The following is a 23,875-nucleotide window of genomic DNA, read 5'->3' on the forward strand; positions in this document are numbered from 1 at the left end:
GCCGGGCGGCGGGGCCGGGCGGGCGCGCGGCGGCAGGCGGCGAGCGGGCGAAATACCGATTCCTGGCGTCGAGCATCCGGGTGGCTCTACCGTCGCGGGATGGCACACCGGAGCGACACCTGGCCCACGCACGAACGCAGCGAGCGACCGTGGCGGAGCGCCGTCCGCGGGTGCCGTGACGACCGGCTGGTGACCACCGTGCGGGAGTCGCTGCCCCCGTCCATCGCGAGGGCTCGGTGGACGCCCGACGACGACACCGTCGCGCTGCTCGACCGGAGCGCCACGGCCCTGCGCGCCCTCGACATCCACCACGGCTCCCGGCTCGCGCCGCTCGGGTCCGTGCTCGGCCGGACCGAAGCCGTCGCGTCGTCGCGGATCGAGGACGAGTCCGCGACGATCGACGACCTGGCGCGGGCACTCGTCGGCATCCGCGCGAAGGCGGGGGCGACCGCGGTCGTCCGGGCCGGCGGCGCCGTCGAGCACCTGGTGTCCGGAGCCGACTCGGGCACCGTCACCGAGGCCTCCCTGCTCGAGGCACACCGCCTGCTGATGCGCGACGACCCGGTGGACGGACGGCACGCCGGCCGGTACCGCGACGTGCAGAACTGGATCGGCGGCGGTGCCACGCCCCGCGACGCCGTGTACGTGCCACCACCGCCCGAGCTCGTGGCACCGCTGATGGCCGACCTGTTCGCGTTCGTGCACCGTGTGGACCTGCACCCGATCGCCCAGGCCGCGATCACCCACGCCCAGTTCGAGTCGATCCACCCGTTCACCGACGGCAACGGTCGGATCGGGCGCGCGCTGATCGGTGCCGTGCTCCGGCGTCGCGGGGTGACGACCACGGTCACGGCACCGGTGGCCACCGCGCTCGCGGCGGATCGGCGGCGGTACTTCCGGCACCTCGAGCAGTACCGCGACGGCAAGGTCACCGGGTTCGTGGTCGACCTGGCCCTGGCGATCGGGACGGTGTGCGACGAGGCGACGCTGAGCGCTCTGCTGCTCGCCGAGCACGACGCCGATCGGTCCGTCGGCCCCTGCGCCTCGGGCCCGCACGCCGCCGTCGGCCGTGCGCTCGCCGACGACCCCGTCCTGACCGAAGCGCACCTGGACACCCTGCTCACCACCGACGAGGTCGAGCGCGTCACCCACGACCTGGTGCTGGCGGGAGTGCTCCGTCCGGTCACCGATCGTCTCCGAGACCGGGCGTGGGTCGCACCGGCCGTGGTCGACGAGCTCGAGGCGTTCGAGCAGCGGGTGCAGGCGGCGGTGGGCGGGCGCGAGCGCACGGCGGCCTGACCGGGGGTGCGGGCGAATAGGGTGGGACGGTGAGCAACGAGCACACCGCATCCACCCCGCCCAGCGCCGCCAAGCGGCCCGTGACACGGACCCACCACGGCATCGACTTCGTCGACGACTACGAGTGGCTGCGGGACAAGGAATCCCCCGACACCCTGGCGTACCTCGAAGCCGAGAACGCCCACACCGACGCCGCGACCGCGCACCTCGCGCCGCTGCGGGACCGCATCTTCGCCGAGGTGAAGAGCCGCGTGCAGGAGACCGACCTCTCCGTGCCGGTCCGCATGGGCGACTGGTGGTACTTCACCCGCACCGCCGAGGGCAGCCAGTACGGCGTGCACTGCCGCGTGCCCGTCGCCGGCCCCGACGACTGGACGCCGCCCGCCGTCGTCGAGGGCGAGTCGACGCTCCCCGGCGAGCAGGTGGTCCTCGACGGCAACGCGCTGGCCGACGGCCACGAGTTCTTCTCCCTCGGCACCTACGACATCAGCGACGACGGCACCCGCCTGGTCTACGGCATCGACGTCGAGGGCGACGAGCGGTACACCCTGCACGTGCGCGACCTGGCCTCGGGGACCGACCTCGGCGACGCCATCCCGAACACGGGCGCCGGCGCCACGTTCGACCCGGCCGGCCGCTACGTCTTCTACCCCACGGTCGACGAGTCGTGGCGTCCGGACAAGATCTGGCGCCACACGGTCGGCACCGCGGCGTCCGAGGACGTCCTGGTGTTCGAGGAACCCGACGACCGCTACTGGGTCGGCGTCGGTGTCACCCGCTCGTCGCAGTACATCGTCATCGAACTCGGCTCGAAGATCACGTCCGAGGCGCACGTCCTCGACGCTGCGGACCCCACCGGTGAGTTCCAGGTCGTCTGGCCCCGCCGTGAGGGTGTCGAGTACGAGATCGAGCACGCCATCGTCGGCGGCAGCGACCGGTTCCTGGTGCTGCACAACGACGGCGCCGAGAACTTCGAGCTCGTCGACGTCCCCGCCGACGACCCGACGTCCGAGCGTGACCGCCGCGTCGTCGTGGCGCACCACACCGAGCGCCGCATCGAGTCGGTCGACGCCTTCGCCGGACACCTCGCGCTGGAGTACCGGTCCGAGGCGCTCCCCCGCGTCGCGATCATCCCGATCGAGGGCGACGGCTACGGCGACGCGCACGAGGTCCCCTTCGACGAAGCACTGTTCTCGGCGGGGCTCGGCGGCAACCCGGAGTGGGAGCAGCCGACGCTCCGCATCGGGTACACGTCGTTCGTGACCCCCTCCGAGGTCAGCGACCTCGACCTGGCCACCGGCGAGGTCACCGTCCTGAAGCGCCAGCCCGTGCTCGGCGGCTACGACCCGGCCGACTACGTGCAGGAGCGCGACTGGGCGACCGCGTCAGACGGCACCCGTGTGCCGATCTCGCTCGTCTGGCGTCGTGACGCCGTCGAGGACGGCACCCCGGCACCGCTGCACCTCTACGGCTACGGCTCGTACGAGCACTCGATCGACCCCGGCTTCAGCGTCATGCGCCTGTCGATGCTCGACCGCGGTGTCGTCTTCGCCGTCGCGCACGTCCGTGGTGGCGGTGAGCTCGGCCGGCACTGGTACGAGAACGGCAAGACCCTGACGAAGAAGAACACGTTCACCGACTTCGTCGCGGTCGCCGAGCACCTGATCGAGTCCGGCCGGACGAGCGCCGACCGGCTCGTGGCCGAGGGTGGCAGCGCGGGCGGGCTCCTGATGGGTGCGGTCGCCAACCTCGCACCCGAGCGGTTCGCCGGCATCCTGGCCGCCGTGCCGTTCGTCGACGCGCTGACGAGCATCCTCGACCCGGACCTGCCCCTCACCGTCATCGAGTGGGACGAGTGGGGCGACCCGCTGCACGACGCCGAGGTCTACCGCTACATGAGCGAGTACACCCCGTACGAGAACGTCCGCGACGACGTGCAGTACCCGCAGATCCTCGCCGTGACCTCGATCAACGACACCCGCGTGCTGTACGTCGAGCCCGCGAAGTGGACCGCGAAGCTCCGCGAGGTCGGCGCGCCCGTGCTGCTGAAGACCGAGATGTCCGCCGGCCACGGTGGTGTCAGCGGTCGCTACGCGTCGTGGAAGGAGCGGGCGTTCGAACTCGCATGGCTGCTCGACGTGCTCGGGCTCGCCGATGAGACGCCCGCCGCGGCCACCGCCAACCCGATCGCCGCGGGCTGAGCAACGCCTCGCACTTCGTGAGCAGAAGAGGTCGGGTCCGAACGCGGGACCCGACCTCTTCTGCTCACCAATCGAACGAAGCGCTCACACGCGGTTGAGCGCGTGCACCGCCTCGTCGTAGGACTCCTCGGCCAGGCGCACCCGGTCCCCCGCGAGCACGCCGTACCCGAACGTGCCCTCACCCCCGCGCTCCGCGATCGCCGCGTTCGCCCGCAGGATGTCGAGGGCGTGCAGGGACCGCACCCGTTCGGTCAGCACGTCGGCGGCGGTGCCGATCCGCTTCCACAGCGCGTGCGGGAACGCGTCGTCGCCGAGCACGTCCATCGCCATCCGGGCGCGCATCGTCTCCTGCCACGCGGCCTCGGTGGTGGTCCGGTCGGCGGCCTCGCGCTCGGCAGCGGTGTCAGAGGTGTCGTCGGCGACGGCGGCCCGGACGAGTTCGCGCACGCGCGGCTTCACGTCGGCGCCGACGTCCTGTGCGACCTGCTTCGGTGCGCGGAGCGACCACGCCGTCGGAGCCGGTCGCTCGGCCGCGTCGTCGAGGGCGTCGAGCAGTTCGAGGAACGGCTCGCCGTGCAGGAACGCGACGACGTCCCGCACCGCCTGGTCGCGACGTTCCCGGGTCGAGGCGAGGATGCGCTCGCGGGTCATCGCGTCGACCAGGTCGTCCTGCGCCGGCGACGACGCCCGCGGCAGCCGGTCGATCAGGTACTCGGCCAGCGCCGCACGCGCGGTGACGCCCGCCAGGCCGTCCGCCGCCTCGGCGGCGCGGTCGACGGCCTCGCCGTCGGGGAACGCCGGGCGGTAGGCGCCCAGGATCGCGGCGATCTCGAGGGTGGTGTCGGCCGCCTGCCGGAGGTCGGCCGTGTCGCCGGAGCGGAGCCGGGCCTCCTGGCCGAGCAGCGCGACGCGCAGCTTGCGCACCCGCTTCGCCAGGATGCGTGCGGTCGTGCCCTTGGCAGGCTTCTCCTCGGTCTGGAGGCGCGGTGCCGGTGCTCCTGCCAGCCCGCGTGCCAGCTTGGACGCGACGGCGGCGGGGCCGGCGCCGACGGCCGCGAAGCGCCCGTCGAGGGCCGCGAACAGCTCGTGGGCGATCTGCGGGTCGACGCCGTCGACGGTCTCGACCTCGACCTCACGCCAGGTGCGCGGGGTCTCCGGAGCATCGTCGTCGAGGCGCTGGGCGGTGACCTGGTCGTCGGCGAGCTCGGCGATCTGGTCGCCGTCCTCGTCGAGCAGTCGGGTGACGGTGCGGGTGGTCGTGATCCGGACGACGGGACGCAGCCCGCGGCCACGACGCTCCGTGAAGAGCGCGGCGAGGACCTCGGCGGGCACCGTGTCGGCGTCCTCGGTCAGGGGGAACTGCTGCTCGTGGCGGACCGTGTCCGACTCCGAGCGCTTGATGTGCCAGCCGGCGTCGGGGCCGCCCGTGCGACGGCGGACGGTCACCCGCGCGGCCACCAGGTCGTACCGCTCGGTGTCCCAGTAGGTCGCGTCCAGTTCGAACGGCTCCTGGTGCTCGGTGCGGAGGATGCCGCCCGCGCCGACGAGGTCGGGGAGGGCACCGCCCTCGGGCAGGTCGTAGGTGCGCTCGATCTCGAGGTGCGTGTGGCTCACACGCTCTTGTCTACCAGGCACTGCGGGGTTTCCCCGCACCCGGGGTTAGCCTGCAGGGATGAGCGACACGATCACCCGCGAGCAGTTCACGCCCGAAGCCGGCGGCGTCACGATGTTCACCACCACGTGGTGCGGCTACTGCGCCCGGCTGAAGAACCAGATGTCGAAGGCCGGGGTTCCCTTCACCGAGGTCGACATCGAGCAGACCCCGGGCACCGCCGAGCTCGTCGCCGAGGTCAACGGCGGCAACCAGACCGTGCCGACGCTGGTGTTCCCCGACGGCTCGACGGCGACGAACCCGTCCCTGGCCGAGGTGCAGTCCCGCATCTGAGCGGCGGCCCTTCGCAAAACACCGGTGTTCACGCTCCGAACACGCGCATGACGTGGTTCAGAGTGCGAACACCGGTGTTTTGCTGTCAGCGCCGGACGCGCCGAGCTAGCCGCCGAGCGCCTCGGTCAGCAGCGCAGCCATCGCGTCGAGCTGGATGTCACCGGAGTCGACGACCTCTTCGTCCGAACCGTCGAGCGCGCGGGCGGCCAGGGACGCCTTCGAGTCGATGAGCTCGGCGATCTTGGTGTCGATCGTCTGCGCGGCGATGATGCGCCACGCGGTGACGGGCTCTTCCTGCCCGATGCGGTGCACGCGGTCGATCGCCTGAGTCTGCTCGGCGCTCGTCCACGACAGCTCGGCGAGCACGACGTTCGACGACACCTGCAGGTTCAGCCCGACCCCGGCCGCGGTCAGCGAGCAGACGATGACGGCGACGTCGGGGTCGTTCACGAACGAGTCGATCTCGGCCGTGCGCTGCGTCGGCGTCTGGTCGCCGCGGATCGTGGCGGTGCGCAGCCCGCGACGGGCGAACACCTCTTCCGCCTGGTCCATCACGTCGAGGTGCTTCGCGAAGAACACGACCTTGCCGACGTTCGAGGCGAGCTGCGCCGCGTAGTCGGCCGCGAGCTGGGCCTTGGCCCGGCCGATGCGGCGGACCATCGAGAACACGTTCTCGCCGGTCGACGAGGCGTCCTGGTCCTCGAGCTCCCAGCGTGCGACCTGGCGGACCAGCTTGTGGTCGATGCCGACGACCGGGTCCTGCCCGGTGCGGGCGTCGAGCGCCTGGTGGTAGCGGCGGACGAGCTTCGCGGTGAGCTCGCGCTCGGCGTCGCGGATGGAGCGACCCTCGTCACCGTCGAGCTCGACGGGGATGTCGGCGATCCGGCGGGCCGGGATGTCCGCGGCGACGTCGACCTTGCGGCGTCGGACGATGCCCTGGTCGATGACGGCACGGCGGGCCTCGACGAAGAACCCGGGGTCGGCCGGCGTCAGGCCGATCTCCTCGAGCTCGTTCATGAGCTTCGCGCGTGGCTTCTTGTCGTCGATCCAGCCGAGGTACTCCCAGATGGTGCGGAAGTCCTCGACCGAGTTGATCAGCGGGGTACCGGTCAGCGCCATGAGCAGCGGTGCGGCGGTGCGCTGCCGGATGCGCTCGGCGATCTGCAGCACGAACCGGGCGCGCTGCGAGTCCCTGTTCTTGATGAAGTGCGCCTCGTCGACGACCATCCCCTTGAACCCGAAGTTGCCGAGCCACCCGGCGTGCCGGTCGAGGATCTCGTAGTTCACGATGACGATGTCGGCGAACCCGTCGAGGTCGTTGCCGTCCCCGTGGATCACCGTGGCGCGGTGGTTCGGCACCCAGCGCTCGGCTTCACGCGCCCAGTTCGTCTTGACGACGTTCGGCACGACGACGAGCAGCGGGAACGCGTTCGCGGCATCGGCGGCGAGCAGCGACTGTGCGGTCTTGCCGAGGCCGGGCTCGTCGGCGAGCAGGAACGTGCGGTGCCCCTGCGCAGCGGCGGCGACGAGTTCCGCCTGGTGCTTCATGAGCGTGGTGCCCGAGCGCGAGTGCAGCGTCGTGGGCTCCGGCAGCGGCATCGTCGCCGCTCCCCCGCCCGCGCCGTACTCGAACGACTTGAACAGCGGCCCGAACAGTTCCCAGTTCGCCAGGCGACGCGGGTGCGCGACGGGCTGGTCGGCGAGGGCGAAGTCCGGTGGCATGAAGGGGTTCGCCAGCTGGCGCTGCACGACCGCCTGCGGCACGACGGCCCGCACCGGGGTCTCGACCACCGCGGCGGGCTCGGACGCGATGACGAGGTCCTCCGGCTGCAGTTCCATGCCGCCCGCGATCATCATGTCGCGCTTGACCGCACGCGTCGCCTCGGACACCTGGACCTCTTCGGCGAGGAGCTGGATGACGCTGGTGTCCCGCGCCGCCGTCTTCGCCAAGATCGTGGCCACGCCGTCGAGCCGCTTGAGCTGCTCGGCGCGCTGCGCGTCGGTGAGCTCCGTGTCGGCCTTCACCCGCGCGCGCTCTTCGCGCATGAGCAGGGCGACCGCCTGGAACTTCGTCCGGTTCGATGCCTTGAGCGGTCCGCGCTGCGCCGCGGCCTCGACCTCGCGCACAGCGCGGGCGAGGACGGGGATGACGCCGTCGTTGTCCAGCGGCCTGGTGCGACGTGACGCGGTCCGCGTCCCGCCGGCAGCACGCCGGGTGCCTGATCGAGCCAACGCTCCTCCTGTTCCGCCCACACGTCGGGGCGATCCGCCCGTGGGGCGGGAAGTCCTGCACCGGTGCCTGGCGCGGCTCCGGTTCAGCTGCGGGCCACCGTGGCCCACCGCATCGCCGGTCCCCGCATCGGGACGTCCGGTGGACTCCCGCGAGCCGTTCCACACGAGCACCTGCCGGGAGCAGGTTCGGACGGTCCGCGCCGGGATCCGGCGTCGTCACACGCACGTGATGCCCCCTCGGGGCGGTCACGGCCCGGTCCCCGCGTCGATCAAGTGATCGACGGCTGCGTCCGGAATCGACGCGGCACGCGGGAACGCGGTGCGTGCGCGCTCAGTTTACTCCCGGACCACCGACGGAGGCGACCGGCGCGTTGCCCGCGCGCGTCGCGACGGCGGACGGGAGGCCCGTGGCGGGCCCGACCCGCGCCTCCAGTCCGTCCTTCGGTCGTGTCTCAGACCTGCGGTGCGGACCGCGGGCGGGTCGAACCACCGGTCGGGAGGCTCGGGGCCGCGTCCGCCAGGGCGGCCTGCGTCGCGGCGAGGAGCTGCTGGGCCGTCTGGATCCCGTTGGCGGAGCCGGTGGTCGCCTGGCCGCCGGCGTGGGCGAGCAACTGGGCGCCGATGGCCGGTCCGATGCGGTCGGCCTCGCGCGGGTTGCGCGCGACCCAGTCGCGGGCGATCGCGTCGGCGAGGCGCTCGGCGGCGGCGCCGCGCTCGGCGTCGCCTCGGGACCGGTGCCAGAGCCCGGTGACCACGAGGTGGGCGACGACGGCACCGACGTCACGGACCGGGAAGCCCCAGCCCGCGGTGTCGATGTCGAGCAGGCCGGAGATGCGCCACGGCTCGTCCTCGTCGACGAAGACCTGCTCCAGGTGCAGGTCGCCGTGCACGACCTGCTTGGTCGAGCTCGACCAGCCGATGGAGCGGCGGCCGATGGCGTCGTACAGGCGGTCGATCTCCTCGGCGTCGCGCGGAAGAGCCGCGATGAGCGTGCGACGGTGCCAGTCGGCGTGGTCCATCGCGTCGGCGCGGGCCTGCTGGGTCATCGGGACGGTGGCGACCCGACCGCTCAGCGCGGCGAGCGACGCCACGAAACGGGGGTCGTCGGCGATGTCGAGGATGCGACTGCCGGCGGGCACGCCGCGGATGCGCTCGAGCACGAGCAGGCCGTCGCCACGGCTGGACAGCACACGCGGCACCGGCAGACCGGCCGCGACGAACTGCTCGTGCGACTGCACGATCGGCGCGACCCGGTGCGGGCGGACGATCTTCAGGAACAGTGTGCGCTCGGGGGCGTCGACGCGCACGACCGCGCGCTTGCCGGGCCGGTACGCCGCCACGGAGAGCACCGGGTCGGTGACGGGCATGCCGAGCGTGGTCAGCAGCTCGGCGACGGCGTCGCGGTAGGTGACCTGCGGCAGCACGGGCAGGCCGGGGTCGTTGGGGTACGCCCACACCGACACCGGGTCGCCCGTCGCCGGGTCGGTGACGATCGCGCTGTTCTGGTCGTGGGTGCCGCCGGTGTCGACGTAGGTCAGGACCGTGGCGCGCTGGCCGTTGCGGTCCACCGTGTCGACCTCGTAGCCGTAGAGGTAGCCGTTGCCCGAGGGCTCGACGGAGTGCGCCCGCGCGGCCACCACGGAGGTCCCGGAGCCGGCGAAGGCCTGCGGGATGACGCGCTCATGGTTGGGCCACACGACATCAGTCAACCGTGTCGCGCGGGTTTCGTCGCGTTCGTGCACGGCTCGGCGCGCGGCCGGTGGCTACCGTGGTCGGTGTGAACCCGGTCGCGCGCCTCCGCAGCTCCAGTCGCACGCCGTTCCTGCAGGTCGTGAAGACCGCCGTCGCGGTGGTCGCGGCCGTACTCCTCTGCCGCCTGGTCATCCAGGGGCCGTTCCCCACCTTCGCGGCGATCGCTGCACTGCTCGTGGTGCAGCCGAGCATCAACCAGTCGTTCGTGAAGGGGCTCGAGCGGAGCGCGGGCGTGGTGATCGGCGTCGTGCTCGCCACCGGGTTCCACCTGCTGCTCGGCGACGGCGTGTTCGTCGTGCTGCTCGTCATCGTGCTCGCGATCCTCATCGCGTGGGCGCTCCGGCTCACCCCGACCTCGGCCACCCAGGTGGGGATCAGCGGGATGCTCGTGCTCACCGCCGGGGTCGTGACGCCGAACTACTCCGCCGACCGGATCCTCGAGACCGTGATCGGTGCGATCGTCGCCCTGGTCGTGAACGCGCTCATCGTGCCGCCCGTGCTGCTCGAACCGGCGCACCTCGCCGTCGCCCGGCTCGCCCGTGACACCGCGGTGGCGTTCGAGCGGATCGCGATCGGCCTGACCGAGGGGTGGGACCGCGAGCGCTGGGACGAGGCGCTCGTCGCGGCCCGCGCACTGCGGCAGCAGCACGCCAAGGCCGAGGCGTCCTTGGGGTCGGCGCGCGAGTCCCTGACGATGAACCCGCGCAGTGGTCGGCACCGGACGATCCTCGACCGCGACGTGGTGACCACCGACCACCTGCGCGTCCTGGTGACCCGGGTCACCGGGATGACCCGGGCGATCCGCGACAACACCGCTCCGGACCTGCGCGACGACCCGGTGGTGCACGGCATCGCGACCGAGGTGGCACGGATCGGTGCGGACGTCCGGGCCCTCAGTGCGCGGGTCGAGTCGACACGGCTCGACCCGGTGGCCGGGGTCGGCGGAGCGGACACTGCTGCCTCCCGGCCGGACGTCGGGCCGTGGGCGGAGGCTTCCGAGCCGGCGCTCACCGCGCCGCTCGAGGTGGTCCGACCGAACTCCCGGCACTGGGTGCTCATCGGGGCGCTGCTCGAGGACATCCGACGGGTGCGTGGCGAGCTGCTCGGCGAGGACGACTAGTCAGTCCGCTTCAGCGCGCTGCGCAGGCCGCTCGGTCTGCTTCAGCGCGCTCCGCAGGCCGCTCGGTCCGCTTCAGCGCGCTGCGCAGGCCGCTTCCGACGCCGTCCGCACGACGTCCGACCAGATCACCGCGGTCGGCACGACGTCGGTCGCACCCGGGACGCCGGCGTCGGCGTACCGGCTGATCTCGGCGACGACGGCCTCGGTGCCGACCTCGCGTGCAGCACGGCTCGCCACGTCCGGTACCGCCGTCCGCAGTTCCGCGACCACGCGGTCGCGCGGTGCGTCCTCCAGCTGCGCGAGCGCGCCGATGCCCTTCCACGCGGCGTCCAGTTCGGCGCGCAGGCGCACGATGGCCGGGTGGTCGATCGAGTCGTTCATGATCCCCCAGTGCGGGCGGCGCATCGGGTCGCGCTGTCCGCTGCCGGAGCCTAGCAACGAAGCAAGCGGCACTCACGTCCCTAGAACGTGGGACAGACCGTTCTGCTTTGTCCTGTGACGAGATTCAGCGAGTCGGACCCGCAGAACGGCCGTCCGCGCCGGTTCGATGCCACGATGGGTCCGAGGAGGTCCACTATGCGGCTGTTGGTGGTCGAGGACGACGACGAGATGCGTGCCCTGATGGAACGCGGACTCGCGGCCGAGGGGTACCGGGTCACGGCCGTCGAGAACGGTGTCGAGGCGCTCATCGCCCTCGGCGAGCAGGCGTTCGACCTGGCGGTCGTGGACGTGATGATGCCCGGCATGTCCGGCTTCGAGCTCGCGCGGCGGATCCGTGAGCGCGAGGACCCCGTGCGGATCCTGCTCGTGACCGCGCGCGACGCCGTCGACGACCGCGTGTTCGGGCTCGACGCGGGCGCGGACGACTACCTCACCAAGCCCTTCGCCTTCGCCGAGCTCACCGCTCGGCTGCGTGCGCTCGGCCGTCGTGAGTCCGCCGGGGCACCCCGCACGATCGAGGTCGGGGACGTGTCGATCGACTCCGAGGCCCGCCGCATCTCGATCAAGGGCCAGCGCGTCGCCGTGAGCCCCACCGAGTTCGCCCTGCTCCGACTGCTCGCCCGGTCCGCCGGCAGTGTCGTCGACCGCCCGAAGATCCTCGAAGAGGTCTGGGACGGTTCGCAGCACGTCGACCCGAACGTGGTCGAGCAGTACATCTCGTACCTCCGCAAGAAGCTCACCGCGCACGAGGCCACCGTCGCCATCGCCACGGTCCGCGGTCGCGGGTACCGCCTGGATCTGCTCGGGGCGTGAGCGGGGCCGACGACGCCCCACGATCGGACCGCCGACGCGGCGGTCCGATCCGGCCGCTGCGTCTGCTGTCGCTGCGTGCCCGGATCACGATCGGCTCGACAGCGATCGCCGCGATCGTCATCCTGCTGCTCGTCCTGGTGATGCGCTTCCAGGTGGTGAGCGTCGTCGCGAGTGCGACCCGCACCCTGCTCGACGCCGATGCCGACCCGTACGTCGCCACGCTCGAGGTCGACAGTGACCCCGACCTCTCGCCGCCGGGCAACGCGCAGCTCGTCGCCGTCGTGTCCCCGTCCGGCGAGATCGTGCTGTCGACGATGCCCGATCGTGTCGAGCAGGCCCTCGGCAGTCTGCGGTCCACCCCCGCCGGCACCTCGATCATCACGGCATCCGGCTCGGAGTACCGCGTCGTGGTGGAGCACCCCGTCAACGAGGCCGGCCGCTGGACCGTCGTCGCCGCCCGCAACTCGCAGGCCGAGGCCATCGTCGTCGACGACCTCACGACGACGCTGTCGCTGACCGGTCTGGCCATCCTGCTCGCGTTCGGCGTGGCGTCCTGGGTGCTCGCGACCACCGCGCTGCGCCCGGTGAACCGGATGCGCCGCGAGGCCGAACGGCTCTCCGTCGCCCCGGAGCGTGCCGAACTGCCGGTGGGCCCCGCCCAGGACGAGCTGGCGTCCCTGGCGACCACGCTCAACGCCTTCCTCGCCCGGACCCGGCAGGCGACCGAGCGCGAACGCCAGATGGTGTCGGACGCCAGCCACGAGCTCCGGACGCCCCTGGCCATCCTGACGACCCAGCTCGACCTCGCCTCGCTCGACGGCAACGACGCCGCCGCCCTCGCCGCCCACATCGAACGCGCCAAGCACAGCGTCGCGCGGTTGTCGCGGCTGGCGAACGACCTGCTCGCCCTGTCGCGGATCGAGGAGTCGGAGCGCCGTGAACAGGACGGCGACCGGCGCCCCGAGACCGCGTGGTCGGACCTCGGCGACGAGGTGATGGCCGCGGTCGACCGCGTCCGACTCATCGCGTCGGCGAAGGACGTCACCGTCGACTTCGACCTCGAGCCGCCCGTCGCCGTCGGCGGTTCCGGCCCGGGCATCGGCGGCGGCACCGTCGAACCGCGGTACCGGATCGACACCGGCGGGATGGCCCAGCTCGTCACGAACATCGCGGGCAACGCCGTGGCCGCACTCCCCCGCGGCGGCGGCATCTTCGTGTCCTGGCGGAGCACCGGCGGCGAGGGCGTCCTGCAGATCACCGACGACGGCCCCGGCGTGCCCGAGTCCTTCATCCCGGTGGCATTCGACCGCTTCACCCGTCCGGACGAGGCCCGGACGTCCCGCCCGAACCCGGACCCGTCGACCGGTGCCGGCGCCCTGCCCGGCGGCTCCGGGCTGGGACTCGCGATCGTGCGTGCGGTGGCGGAACGGGCGGGAGGCACGGCGTCGCTCCGCAACGTGCCCGCCGGTGGGCTCGAGGTCACGATCCGCCTGCCCGAGGTGCGCTGAGCACGACGGCTCGCCTGAGCAGACCACTCACTGGAAGTCCCGCGAGCGGGTGCGGACGGACAGCGACAGGTGCTCGATGCGGTCCGCCACCAGGTTGACGACCCCGTCGGGCGAGCGCTCGAGGATGCCCCGGACGATCACCGCCGGGGACTCCCGCGCCACCCGGCGGAAGCGCCCCCAGACCCCGACGCTGCAGATGACGTTGACCAGCCCGGTCTCGTCCTCGACGTTCAGGAACGTGATGCCGGAGGCCGTCGCCGGACGCTGCCGGTGCGTCACGATCCCGCCGACCTCGACCCGTCGTCCGGTCTCGGCGGTCGCGGTGTCCTGCACGCTGAGCACCCGGCGGGCTGCGAGCCGGTCGCGCACGTGCCGGACGGGGTGGTCGTCGGTCGTCATGCCCGTCGACCACATGTCGGCGATGAGCACGTCCCCGCTCGTCATCTGCCCGAACAGCGGCGGCTGCACGAACACCTGCGTGTCCGGCAACTGGTCCGGACGCTCGGCGGCCGCCTGGGCAGCCGACCACATCGCACCGCGGCGGTCGATGTCGAACGGGGCGAAGGCGTCGGCGGCGGCGAGGGCCTCGAGCTGCGGCGTGGTGAGCCCGACCCGGCGGGCCAGGTCCGACATGTCGCGGAAGGGGCCGTTCGCGTCCCGCTCCGCGACGATCTTCTCGGCGCTCTTCCGGCTGAGCGACGCGACCTCGGCGAGCCCGAGCCGCACGGCGAAGGCACCGTCGCGTCGGTGGCTCGCGGTGTCGTCGGGGAGCGCCTTGTCGAAGGGCAGCACCGGTGGCTGCTCGGTGGCCAGGCACGCGTCGTCACCGGCAGGGGCGTCCCCGTCCGGCAGCGGTTCGAGCGTGGCGTCGACCCCGGACCGCAGGATGTCCGGTCGCAGTACGCGGACGCCGTGCCGCCGGGCGTCGGCGACCAGGGTCTGCGGTGAGTAGAACCCCATCGGCTGCGCCCGGAGCAGTGCCGCCAGGAACGCCCCCGGGTAGTGCAGCCGCATCCACGCACTCGCGTAGACGATGAGGGCGAAGCTGATCGAGTGGCTCTCCGCGAAGCCGAAGTTCGCGAACGCCTGGATCTTCGCGTAGATCGCGTCGGCATCTGCACCGTGGATGCCGTTGTCCGCCATCCCCGTGTAGAGCTTGTCGCGCAGCCGGTCGATCTTCTCGTGCCCGCGCTTCGACCCCATCGCCCGTCGCAGCAGGTCGGCGTCGTCACCGGAGCAGTTGCCGACCGCGATCGCCATCTGCATCAGCTGTTCCTGGAACAGCGGGACCCCGAGGGTGCGTTCGAGCACGGGTTCGAGCGCCGGGTGCATGTACGTGATCGGTTCCTCGCCCGTGCGCCGGCGGATGTACGGGTGCACCGCGCCGCCCTGGATGGGCCCGGGGCGGACGAGTGCGACCTCGATCACCAGGTCGTAGAACCGCCGCGGGAGCAGTCGGGGCAGGGTGCCCATCTGCGCACGGGACTCCACCTGGAACACCCCGATCGTGTCCGCGCGGCAGAGCTGGTCGTAGACCCCCTGTTCCTCCTTCGGGATGGAGTGCATCTCCCAGCGCTCCCCGCAGTGCTCCGCCGCCAGGTCGAACGAGTACTGCAGCGCCGCGAGCATGCCCAGCCCGAGCATGTCGAACTTCACGAGCCCCATGTACGCGCAGTCGTCCTTGTCCCACTGCAGCACGGTGCGGCCGTCCATCCGGGCGTGCTCGATCGGCACGACCTCGCCCACCGGGCGGTCGGTCAGCACCATGCCGCCGGAGTGGATGCCGAGGTGCCGCGGGAACCCGAGGACGTCGCTCGCGAGCCCGACGACCGCCGGCGGGATGTCGTGGTCCTGGCTCTCGGTCACCGACCCCCACCGCTCGACCTGCTTCGACCAGGCGTCCTGCTGCCCGGGGCTGTGGCCGAGCGCCTTCGCCATGTCGCGCACCGCGCCCTTGGGGCGGTAGGTGATGACGTTCGCGACCTGGGCGGCGTTGTGCCGGCCGTACTTGGCGTACACGTACTGGATCACCTCTTCGCGGCGGTCCGAGTCGAAGTCGACGTCGATGTCGGGTTCCTCGTCGCGCATCGCCGACAGGAACCGCTCGAACGGCAGCCCGTACCGGATCGAGTCCACCGCGGTGATCTCGAGCAGGTAGCAGACCGCTGAGTTCGCCGCCGAGCCCCGCCCCTGGCAGAGGATGCCCCGACCGCGGGCGTACTGCACCATGTCGCGCACGATCAGGAAGTACCCCGGGAAGTTCTTCTCCTCGATCACGGACAGCTCACGCTCGATGCGCTCCCGCTTGCGGGGATCGACGCCGTCGGCGCTGCCGGGGTAGAACCGCCGGGCACCCGTCCACGTGAGCTCGCGGAGCCACGACATCGCGGTGTGTCCGTCCGGGACGTCGAGGTCGGGCAGCCCGGGCTGCACGGTCTTCAGCTGGAACCCGAGCTCGTCGGCGAGCTCCACGGTCCGCTCGATCGCGCCGGGGTAGCGCCCGAACCGTCTGGCCATCTCGGCACCGGAGCGCAGGTGGGCGGTGTCGGCGGCCGGCAGCCAGCCGTCGATCTCGTCGAGGCTGCGGCGGGCACGCACCGCCGCGAGTGCGGTCGCCACCGGGAACCGGTCGGGGGTGGCGTAGTGCACGTTGCCGGTGGCGACCAGGGGCAGCGCGTGCTTCGCGGCGAGGGTGGCCAGGGCGTCGTTGCGGGCGCTGTCGAGCGGGTCGCCGTGGTCGAGCAGCTCCACGACGACGTTGCGGCTGCCGAACCGGTCGAGCAGCACCCGGAGTGCGGTCTCGGCGGCGGAATCGCCACCCTGCTCGAGGGCCTGCCGCACGGAGCCCTTCCGGCACCCGGTGAGGACACGCCAGTGCCCGTCCGCCCGCGCGGCGAGGTCGTCGAGGTCGTACTGCGGGCTGCCCTTCTCGGACCCGGCGGCCAGGTGTGCGCTCGTCACCGCGCCGGCGAGCCGGTGGTAGCCGTCCTGGCCGTCGGCGAGCAGGAGCAGGTGCGAACCCTCGGGGTCGGGCACACCGTTCTGCGGTTCGGTCAGCCCCAGGGACAGCTCGGTGCCGAAGACGGTGCCGACCTGCGGGTACGACTCGGCGACCTCGGCCATCCGGGCGGCCCCGTAGAAGCCGTCGTGGTCGGTGAGCGCGAGGGCGTGCAGTCGGAGCCGAGCGGCTTCTTCGAACAGGTGCTCGGGCTGACTGGCGCCGTCGAGGAAGCTGAAGGCCGAGTGCGCGTGCAGTTCGGCGTACGGCACCACGGGCCCGCCGTCGGTGTCGAGCGGCGATGGGACGTACGGCTCGCGCTTCCGCGACCACGCCGGGCTGTCGCCGCCGTCGCCGTCGTGCGCCGTGCCCGGGCTCCGCTTGTCGGACAGCGCGCGCTCGAACTGCGACCACGGGATGGGTGGGTTGCTGTAGCCCATCAGGTCACGCTCCTGTCGGTGGTGGTGGTCGGGGTCACGTCGCGATCGCCTCGGCCCACCAGCGGTGGTCCGCCAGCACCAGGTACCAGGCACGCCCCTCGGCGTCGACGAGCTGCAGCCGGTGCAGGCGTCGGCCGCCGGACTCCCACCACCGGACGACGAGCGGCCACGGACCCGCCCATGCCGTCACGGCGGAGAACCCGCCGCCCCGGTCGCCCTCGGCGCGGAACCGGTCGGGTGCGCCGGACAGCACGCCGCGCTCGTCGACGTCGACGCTCGCACCGCCGGCGGCGACGACGTCGACCGGTCGGGGGCGCTCGAGCACGGTGGCGGGGGGCGGGCCAGGCAGCTTGCCGGGCCACGGGCGGTCGCGGACGGTCGCCAGGGCTCGCTCACCGCCGGCGGGTGCGTCGCCCCACGGCACGAGCACCACGCGCTCGGACAGGGTGCGGCCCCCACCGATGCGCGGACTCACCACACCGTCGTGGCCGACCATGCCCTGGATCCGGGCGAGGCCGTGGTGCACGCGCTCGTCCGGGCCGGAGCCCCACAGCCCGCGCTCGTGGTTCGCCATGTCGTCGACGGCGACCGGCTCGAGCACGACCGAGGTGACCGGCGCCTCGAGCCCGCTGGGGTCCACCCCGCCGGCGAGCTGCCACCGCACCCGGTCGACCACGTCGGCGGCGTCGAACCAGCGCGGGTGCGCCCAGGTCCGTTCGAGCAGGATGTCGCGCTCGTCGACGATCCCCACGCGGATGGTCGTCGCCACGAGCCCCGCGGCCCGGAGTCGCTCGGCGAAGTCGTCGGCGGAACGCCGGAACGCGAACGCGATCTGGTCGGCACGGTCCAGCGGGGGCTCGAACGACGCCTCGACCCGGAGTTCCGGCGGGATCTCACGCGCCGCGATCTCGCGGGGGTCGCGGCCCCCGGCCAACCGGTGCAGGAACGCCCCGGCCACGCCGAAGCGGTCCCGCACCTGCTCGTCGCCGAGTGCCGCGAAGTCGCCGAGCGTGGTGATGCCGAGCCGGTCGAGCACCGTCGTGAGGTCGGGGTCGCCGAGCACACCGAGCGGCAGGTGCGCGAGGAAGTCCGCCGATCCCCCGACGGGCACGAGCCGCACCCGTTCACCGGGACGCACCGGACGGGCACGGGCGGCCTGGTCCGCCGCGAACGGGGTGTCGGCCACCCCGGCCCGCACCGCGGGGGCGCCGTGGTCGGCCGCGATGCCGGCGAGGGTCGCCGCCGCCGCGCGCTCACCGCCGTAGTACCGGGCCGGCCCGCGGGCGCGGAGCGCGAGGGTGCCCGGCCGCAGCACCTCGACCCCCGGGACAGCCGCCTCGACCGCACGGATGACGGGCTCGAACGCGCGGTGGTCGAGGGCGTCGTCGTAGGGCTGCACGAGGAGCTCGGGGCACCGCGCCTGCGCCTCACGCACGCGGAGCCCCCGCACGACACCCTGCTCACGCGCGGACGCGGAGCTCGCGAACACGAGCCCCTTCGCGGTCAGGGCGAGGGGCTGCTCCGGCGGGGTGCCACCGGCCCGAGCCGCCGCGATGACCGGCCAGTCCGGGCACCAGAGCACGATCGTCCGGGTCGGGGGTGGTTCGGGCAGCGCCGCTCCCCGCGTGATCGCGTCGGTCCGGACGCGCCCGGAGGCGATCACGACGCCACCGCCACGGGCCGCAGCACGCGGGTGTCCCCGGAGCCCACCGTCGGCACCGGTGTGGCGGCCCGGACCGCACCGTCGGCCGCGGGCAGGAGCAGCTCGGCGGTCGCCGGACGCACCGCGCCGGCACGCCCGGTCGCGGTCACGGTGGCCCGGCGCTCCGTCAGGTGGCCGTGGCCCTGACCGATGCCGCTCCACGTCGAGGACGTGACCCGCAGCGTGACGTCCGCCCCGGGCCAGGAGCCGAGCGCGACGAGTGCACCACCGCGCTGTCGCAGCCGGGCCGACAGCCGTGCCACGTCGCCCGGCACGACCCGGCCGAGCGGTCGGGTGAGGACGATCTGGGCGACGTCGGCCATCGCCGCCGTCACGGCGAGCCACTGGTCGCCCGGATCGGGGACGAGCACGAGCCGTTCGAGGTCGATCCCCGCGGCGGCGGCGGCTTCGATCCCGAAGGACGGCACCCCGACGACCGCACACCACGCCCCGGCCGCCGAGGCCGCCTGCAGCATCGTGATCGCGAGCAGCACCGACTCCGGGACGGCGTAGGTGCCACCGACCCGGATCGCGCCGCCGGGCAGCAGGGGTTCGAGTGCCGAGGCGGTGGGGAGCCCGGCGGTGTCGACCCGGGTGGACTCCATGTCGGCCACCCGGGACCGCAGGGACGTGATGCGGTCGAGCGCGGCCCGGGCATCGCTCAGGTGGTCCGGCCCACGGCGCGCACCGCCACCGCCCGCACCGCTGCCGCCGCGTGCAGCACCGCTCCGCCCGCCCCGGTCCGGGGTGGGCGACCGGAGTGCCGCCGCCGTCTGCATGCCCTCATATTCGAACATGTGTTCGATGATGTCAATCGCGTCCGACATCCGTGGACAGTCCTGGTCGAACACGTGTTCGGATCAGGGCAGCAGCTCACCAGCCGGCGACCGCCCCGACCCCGCCGAGCACCGACCGCGTCTTGGTCTCGACCTCGTCCGCCTCGTCCGCGGGCACCGACGACCAGGTCACCGCTCCCCCGGCTCCGAGGGTCCGGGATCGCACCGCCCCCGACTCGTCGAGCACGGTCACGAGGCTACGGATCGCCACCGACAGGTCGACCGCCCCGCTCGCCGAGAAGTACCCGATCGCGCCCGAGTACACCCCGCGCGGCGCCCCCTCGAGCCGGTCCGCGATCACCGTGGCACTGCTCTTCGGCGCCCCGGTCATCGACCCCGGCGGGAACGCCGCGTGCACCACGTCGGCCCGCGACGTCCCCGGCGGCAGCACCGCCCCGATCGTCGAGACCAGCTGGTGCACGCTGGCGTACGTCTCGACGGCGCACAGCCGCTCGACGTGCACCGACCCGGGCACCGCGGTCCGCAGCAGGTCGTTCCGCAGCAGGTCGACGATCATCACGTTCTCGGCGCGGTCCTTCGGGCTCGCCGCCAGGTCGTCCCGCGCGGCCGCGTCCGCCACCGCGTCGGCGAGCCGCCGCCGCGTGCCCTTGATCGGCTCCGCGAGCACCGCTCCGGCCGCGTCGATCCGCAGGAACCGCTCCGGTGACCGGCTCGCCACGCGCAGCGGGCCGAGCCGCAGGAACGCGCCGAACGGCACCGGGTCGGCCGCCCGCATCCGCAGGTACTCGCCCAGGTGCGGGTCCGTACCGGGGCCGCCACGGGCCTCCAGTCCGACCGCGAAGGCGGTGGTGAGGCAGACCTGGAACGCGTTCCCCTCGCGGATCTCCGCGCGGCACGCGTCGACCGCCCGCTCGTACGCGCCGCGCGTGACGCGCCCGGTCGCCGTGGACACCCCGGCCGGGAGGCCCGTGGCCGCGTCCACGACGCCGGCCGACGTCGTGGGGATGGTGAGCTCCTCGAGCCACGCGCGGTTCCGCGTGCTGGCCGCCGGTTCCGCGTCGGCGACGAGCGCGAGCGCCCAGGCGCCACCGGTGTGGTCGACGACGACGGCGCGGTCGACGAACCGCAGGTCGGCGTCGGCGTGCCCGTCGGCGGTGCGGTCCGGGCCGCCGGACTCGCGGCCGAGCTCGTAGCCGAGGAACCCGACCCAGCCCAGCGCGAACCCGCACCCGACGACCGGCTCGGGCAGGCGGGGCGTGCGTCGGAGCAGGTCCGCCAGCACCGCGAAGGCCGGACGCTCCTCGGATCGGGCGGGCCCGAACCACCCCTCGGCGGGCGCGGCGACCGTCAGGTGCGCGCGACGGTCCTGGTGCCGGAACCGTGCGGCGAACGGCCCGTCCGTCCACGCCAGCACGGAGAAGCGCGCCCGGGGTCGAGCCGTGGCGGGAGCACCGTCGGGCAGGCCGGAGTCGAGCCACACCAGGTCCCCGGGGACCTGCGCCGCCAGGGCCGCGAGGTCGGGGACCGGGTCGAGTCGGCGGACCTCGACGCGGACGCCGGGGTCGGGGGTGCTCAGATCGCGGCGATCGTCCATGCGGCGGCGTGCGAGGCACCGGGCGCGAGCACCACGAGGCCGCGGTCCTCGCCGTCGTTGAAGGCGTCGGGGGCGCACGTCATCGGCTCGACGGCGAGACCGGCGCGGTGGTACTCGGGGACGACGTGGTCGGCGGTGTGCACCTGCGCCCAGCCGCACTCCGGCCCGAAGATCGCACGGACCCCGCGACCGTCCGCCGCCGTGACCGCGATGGTGGCGAGGCCGGCGGCGTCACGGTCGAAGCCGGTGAAGGCGTGGTCGATGAACCGGTCGCCGATCAGGGTGGGCGTGCGCAGGTCGAACTCGTCGTGCACGGGGACCAGGTCGGTCGGGACGAGCCGGTCCGGCGTCACCTCGAGCACCTGGGCGGCGGGGAGCGTCAGGGTCCAGTCGTCGACGGTGCCGGTACCCGCGACGAGGTACGGGTGCGGGCCGGTCCCCCACGGTGCGTCCTCGGCCCCGGTGTTCGTCCCGGTGATCGTCGTGTGCAGCCCCTCGGCATCGAGCCGGTACTCCACGGTGACCTCGACGCGGTACGGGTAGCCCTGCTGTGCCTGGACGGTCGTGGCGAGCACCACGCGGTCGTCCGCCTGCTCCTGCACGCGGAAGTCCGCCCACGCGACGAGTCCGTGCAGGGCGTGGTGCCGTGCGGGTTCGGTGAGGGCCAGCTCGTGGTCGACGCCGCCGAAGGAGTACTCGCCGTCGACGATCCGGTTCGGCCACGGGGCCAGGACGGCACCGCGGAAGACCGGACGGACCTCGTCGGCGTCGAACGGGACGACCAGGTCTCGGCCCTCGTGCCGCAGGGTCCGCAGTGTCGCTCCGACGGTGGCGATGTCGGCCGCGTACCCGGCGGAGGCGATCGTCAGCGGGGACCCGGACAGCGGCGCGTCGTTGCTCATGCGCTCAGCGTATCGGGCCGCCGAGTCTCGCCGGGCGCACGAAAAACCCCGCCGTTCCGAGGAACGACGGGGTTGAGGGTGGATCTGAGGGGACTCGAACCCCTGACCCCCTGCATGCCATGCAGGTGCGCTACCAGCTGCGCCACAGACCCAGATCGTGCTGCTTCCGTGCCAACCGGTTCCCCGGAGGCACCATAGAAGCGTACACCATGCGAACGCCGGGCAACGAAATCGAAGCCGTCACCCGGGCGCGTCGCTGATCAGGCGGTGTGGTCCACCGGGAGCTCGAGCGGGATCGTCGGGCAGTCGGCCCAGAGACGCTCGAGCGAGTAGTACTGGCGGTCTTCGTCGTGGAAGACGTGCACGATGATCTCGCCGAAGTCGATGAGGACCCAGCGGCCTTCGGTACGGCCTTCGCGGCGGAGCGTCTTGGCACCGAGCTCGAGGAGGCGTTCCTCGACGGCATCGGCGATGGACTGCACGTTGCGCTCGTTCCGACCGGTTGCGAGCAGGAACACGTCCGTGAGCTGCAACGGCCCGGTCACGTCGAGAGCGACGAGGTCCTCGGCCTGCTTGGCGTCGGCCGCGAGTGCTGCGGCCTGCACGAGTTCCAGTGCGCGAGTGGAGGCGGTCACGGATTCCTTCCGGTCGTCGAACCGACGGACAGCCGGTTCGCTTGATGGGTCACGATCATAAGCCACCCCGCCGACAGCGGCCAGGCCAGGGTCGGCGGGGTGGTGGAGAACGGACGTCGAGGACGGCAGCGGTCAGCCGCCGAACGCGTGGGTGGTGAGCAGTGCGGTGATGATGACGCCGGCCGCGGCCAGCCCGACCGCGCCGACCGTCACACCGAGGATCAGCGGCGTACGCGACTCCTTCGGCTTGGCGGCGGCGAGCACGACCTGACGGGTCGAGGTGTGGCTGGACACCGCGCGGCTGGCCCGCACCGGGCTGGCGTCGGTCTCGGGCTGCTCGTCCTGCTGCTCGAGCAGGCGGTCGACCTCGGCGCCGTCGATCGGCCGGTGCGACCCCGTCGACGACAGCGACGCCGGCAGGTCGATCGACCCGGTCAGGATCACCTCGCCCGTCGCGTTGAGCGCACCGGTGGGGTCGGCCAGGGCCGAGTTCGGCAGGATGATCGCGTTCGTGTTCGTCACCGCGACACGGCGGGTGCCCGTCTCGGCGTCGTGCACCTCGGAGTCGTTCGAGTCGTGCGCCTGCTGCGACCAGTGGCCGGCGGGCGGCGCGAAGGCCGTGGTCACCGGCTTCGGCTCGGTCGGACGCTGGAACGCGGCGGGGACCTTCGGGGCCTCGGTCGCGGGCTCGGGCAGCGGCACCTCGTTGGTGTCGTCGTCCTCGGCGTCGAGCGAGAGCGGGAACACCGCGGGGGTCGCCGCGGCGGCGTTCGTCGGGATCGGCACCGGCGTGATGGCGGGCTGCGACCCGGCAGCGGGAGCGGGAGCGTCGTCGGCAGACCGATCCGGAGCGTCCTCGGACGACTCGTCCGCCGGTGCGACGTCGGTCGTCTCGTCCGCAGGGGCGTCGGTCGTCTCCTCCGCAAAGGCGTCGGAAGCCGGTGCGCCGGTCTCCGGCGCACCGGACTCGGGGACGTCGGTCGCGGACGCGTCGGACTCGGTGACGTCGGCGGGCGGCGACCACGTCGACCGGTGGCGGCGGGGCTCCTCGGCGTGCGCGGCGGCCTCGTCGAGGGGCTCGAGCGCGTCCGGGGACCCGTCGGCCTCGGTGGCCTGGGCGACCGCGGCCTGGTCGAGGACCGTCGGGGCAGCGGGCTGCTCGTCGTGCGCGGCCTCGGCGTCCGGAGCGCTCTGCGGCGCGGCGGAGGGGTCGATCGTGTCCACCGACCCGAGGACGTCCTCGACGGTGCGGTCGGACGACTGGGGCGTGGGGTTCTGCAGCGGGACCGGCAGGACCGCCTGGCGCTCGGCGGCACGGAGCTGCCGGATCTGCCGTCGGGTGAGCCCACCGCTGCCGGGGACGATCTCGGTCGCGGAGGCCGGCGGGAACGGCGGCACACCGGCCGCGGGTGCCGACACCGGGACGGACGGGGCGGACCCGGGGTCGGTCTGCGCCGATGCCGGTGCGGACCGACCCCGGGTCCGCCCCGTCCGTC

17 protein-coding genes and 1 tRNA gene are annotated in these 23,875 nt (G+C 73.1%); 6 read left to right on the forward strand and 12 right to left on the reverse strand.

The features are described from left to right. Nucleotides 1–99 precede the first annotated feature (99 nt). Together DEJ04_RS17540 and DEJ04_RS17545 are read left to right on the forward strand one after the other, a co-directional pair. Nucleotides 100–1,299, forward strand: coding sequence for a Fic family protein (locus DEJ04_RS17540; RefSeq protein ID WP_111047941.1), 1,200 nt, complete (start codon nucleotides 100–102; stop codon nucleotides 1,297–1,299). A 29-nt stretch (nucleotides 1,300–1,328) separates the two neighbouring features. Next, nucleotides 1,329–3,500, forward strand: coding sequence for a S9 family peptidase (locus tag DEJ04_RS17545; protein ID WP_111047942.1), 2,172 nt, complete (start codon nucleotides 1,329–1,331; stop codon nucleotides 3,498–3,500). Between the two features lie 84 nt (nucleotides 3,501–3,584). Here the strand turns inward: DEJ04_RS17545 and DEJ04_RS17550 are convergent, their stop codons facing one another. Further along, on the reverse strand, nucleotides 3,585–5,114 hold the full coding sequence (locus DEJ04_RS17550) for a CYTH domain-containing protein (protein ID WP_181437877.1): 1,530 nt from the start codon (nucleotides 5,112–5,114) through the stop codon (nucleotides 3,585–3,587). Between the two features lie 58 nt (nucleotides 5,115–5,172). Between DEJ04_RS17550 and DEJ04_RS17555 the strand changes: the two genes are divergently transcribed. After that, a complete protein-coding gene (locus DEJ04_RS17555; protein ID WP_071405571.1) occupies nucleotides 5,173–5,445 on the forward strand; it encodes a mycoredoxin in 273 nt (90 codons plus the stop codon). A 105-nt stretch (nucleotides 5,446–5,550) separates the two neighbouring features. Here the strand turns inward: DEJ04_RS17555 and DEJ04_RS17560 are convergent, their stop codons facing one another. Further along, nucleotides 5,551–7,677 carry a DEAD/DEAH box helicase gene (locus DEJ04_RS17560; RefSeq protein WP_181422702.1) on the reverse strand — a complete coding sequence of 709 codons (2,127 nt, stop codon included), beginning with the start codon at nucleotides 7,675–7,677 and terminating at the stop codon, nucleotides 5,551–5,553. A gap of 452 nt (nucleotides 7,678–8,129) precedes the next feature. Further along, on the reverse strand, nucleotides 8,130–9,374 hold the full coding sequence (locus tag DEJ04_RS17565) for a phosphotransferase enzyme family protein (protein WP_111047944.1): 1,245 nt from the start codon (nucleotides 9,372–9,374) through the stop codon (nucleotides 8,130–8,132). Nucleotides 9,375–9,454: 80 nt separating this feature from the next. Here DEJ04_RS17565 and DEJ04_RS17570 point away from each other — a divergent pair, with 80 nt between their 5' ends. Beyond that, on the forward strand, nucleotides 9,455–10,549 hold the full coding sequence (locus tag DEJ04_RS17570; protein WP_111047950.1) for an aromatic acid exporter family protein: 1,095 nt from the start codon (nucleotides 9,455–9,457) through the stop codon (nucleotides 10,547–10,549). 72 nt (nucleotides 10,550–10,621) lie between these two features. Here the strand turns inward: DEJ04_RS17570 and DEJ04_RS17575 are convergent, their stop codons facing one another. After that, a complete protein-coding gene (locus DEJ04_RS17575) occupies nucleotides 10,622–11,002 on the reverse strand; it encodes a hypothetical protein (protein ID WP_146248763.1) in 381 nt (126 codons plus the stop codon). Nucleotides 11,003–11,125: 123 nt separating this feature from the next. Here DEJ04_RS17575 and DEJ04_RS17580 point away from each other — a divergent pair, with 123 nt between their 5' ends. Together DEJ04_RS17580 and DEJ04_RS17585 are read left to right on the forward strand one after the other, a co-directional pair. Then, on the forward strand, nucleotides 11,126–11,803 hold the full coding sequence (locus DEJ04_RS17580) for a response regulator transcription factor (RefSeq protein WP_017885962.1): 678 nt from the start codon (nucleotides 11,126–11,128) through the stop codon (nucleotides 11,801–11,803). Continuing rightward, nucleotides 11,800–13,311 carry a cell wall metabolism sensor histidine kinase WalK gene (locus tag DEJ04_RS17585; protein ID WP_111030518.1) on the forward strand — a complete coding sequence of 504 codons (1,512 nt, stop codon included), beginning with the start codon at nucleotides 11,800–11,802 and terminating at the stop codon, nucleotides 13,309–13,311. Before DEJ04_RS17580 ends, DEJ04_RS17585 begins: the two co-directional genes overlap by 4 nt. 27 nt (nucleotides 13,312–13,338) lie before the next feature. Here the strand turns inward: DEJ04_RS17585 and DEJ04_RS17590 are convergent, their stop codons facing one another. From DEJ04_RS17590 to DEJ04_RS18570, 8 genes are all read right to left on the reverse strand, one after another. After that, nucleotides 13,339–16,749, reverse strand: coding sequence for an error-prone DNA polymerase (locus DEJ04_RS17590; RefSeq protein ID WP_111047946.1), 3,411 nt, complete (start codon nucleotides 16,747–16,749; stop codon nucleotides 13,339–13,341). Between the two features lie 34 nt (nucleotides 16,750–16,783). After that, complete coding sequence (locus DEJ04_RS17595) at nucleotides 16,784–18,412, reverse strand: DNA polymerase Y family protein (RefSeq protein WP_111030520.1); 1,629 nt, start codon at nucleotides 18,410–18,412, stop codon at nucleotides 16,784–16,786. Further along, complete coding sequence (locus DEJ04_RS17600; RefSeq protein ID WP_181440633.1) at nucleotides 18,409–19,248, reverse strand: hypothetical protein; 840 nt, start codon at nucleotides 19,246–19,248, stop codon at nucleotides 18,409–18,411. The genes DEJ04_RS17595 and DEJ04_RS17600 overlap by 4 nt, the downstream gene beginning before the upstream one ends. Nucleotides 19,249–19,324: 76 nt before the next feature. Continuing rightward, complete coding sequence (locus DEJ04_RS17605; protein ID WP_111047947.1) at nucleotides 19,325–20,842, reverse strand: anthranilate synthase component I family protein; 1,518 nt, start codon at nucleotides 20,840–20,842, stop codon at nucleotides 19,325–19,327. Continuing rightward, nucleotides 20,821–21,744, reverse strand: a complete 924-nt coding sequence (locus tag DEJ04_RS17610) for an aldose 1-epimerase family protein (protein ID WP_111047948.1) — start codon at nucleotides 21,742–21,744, stop codon at nucleotides 20,821–20,823. The genes DEJ04_RS17605 and DEJ04_RS17610 overlap by 22 nt, the downstream gene beginning before the upstream one ends. 79 nt (nucleotides 21,745–21,823) lie before the next feature. Then, nucleotides 21,824–21,896, reverse strand: a tRNA-Ala gene (locus tag DEJ04_RS17615). A 108-nt stretch (nucleotides 21,897–22,004) separates the two neighbouring features. Beyond that, nucleotides 22,005–22,379 carry a ribosome silencing factor gene (rsfS, locus tag DEJ04_RS17620; RefSeq protein ID WP_027464721.1) on the reverse strand — a complete coding sequence of 125 codons (375 nt, stop codon included), beginning with the start codon at nucleotides 22,377–22,379 and terminating at the stop codon, nucleotides 22,005–22,007. Nucleotides 22,380–22,511: 132 nt separating this feature from the next. Continuing rightward, the coding region (locus DEJ04_RS18570) for a hypothetical protein (protein WP_181437878.1) at nucleotides 22,512–23,875 on the reverse strand (1,364 nt) is incomplete at its 5' end.

The sequence above is a fragment of the Curtobacterium sp. MCLR17_044 genome, assembly GCF_003234435.1.
Taxonomy (GTDB): domain Bacteria; phylum Actinomycetota; class Actinomycetes; order Actinomycetales; family Microbacteriaceae; genus Curtobacterium; species Curtobacterium flaccumfaciens.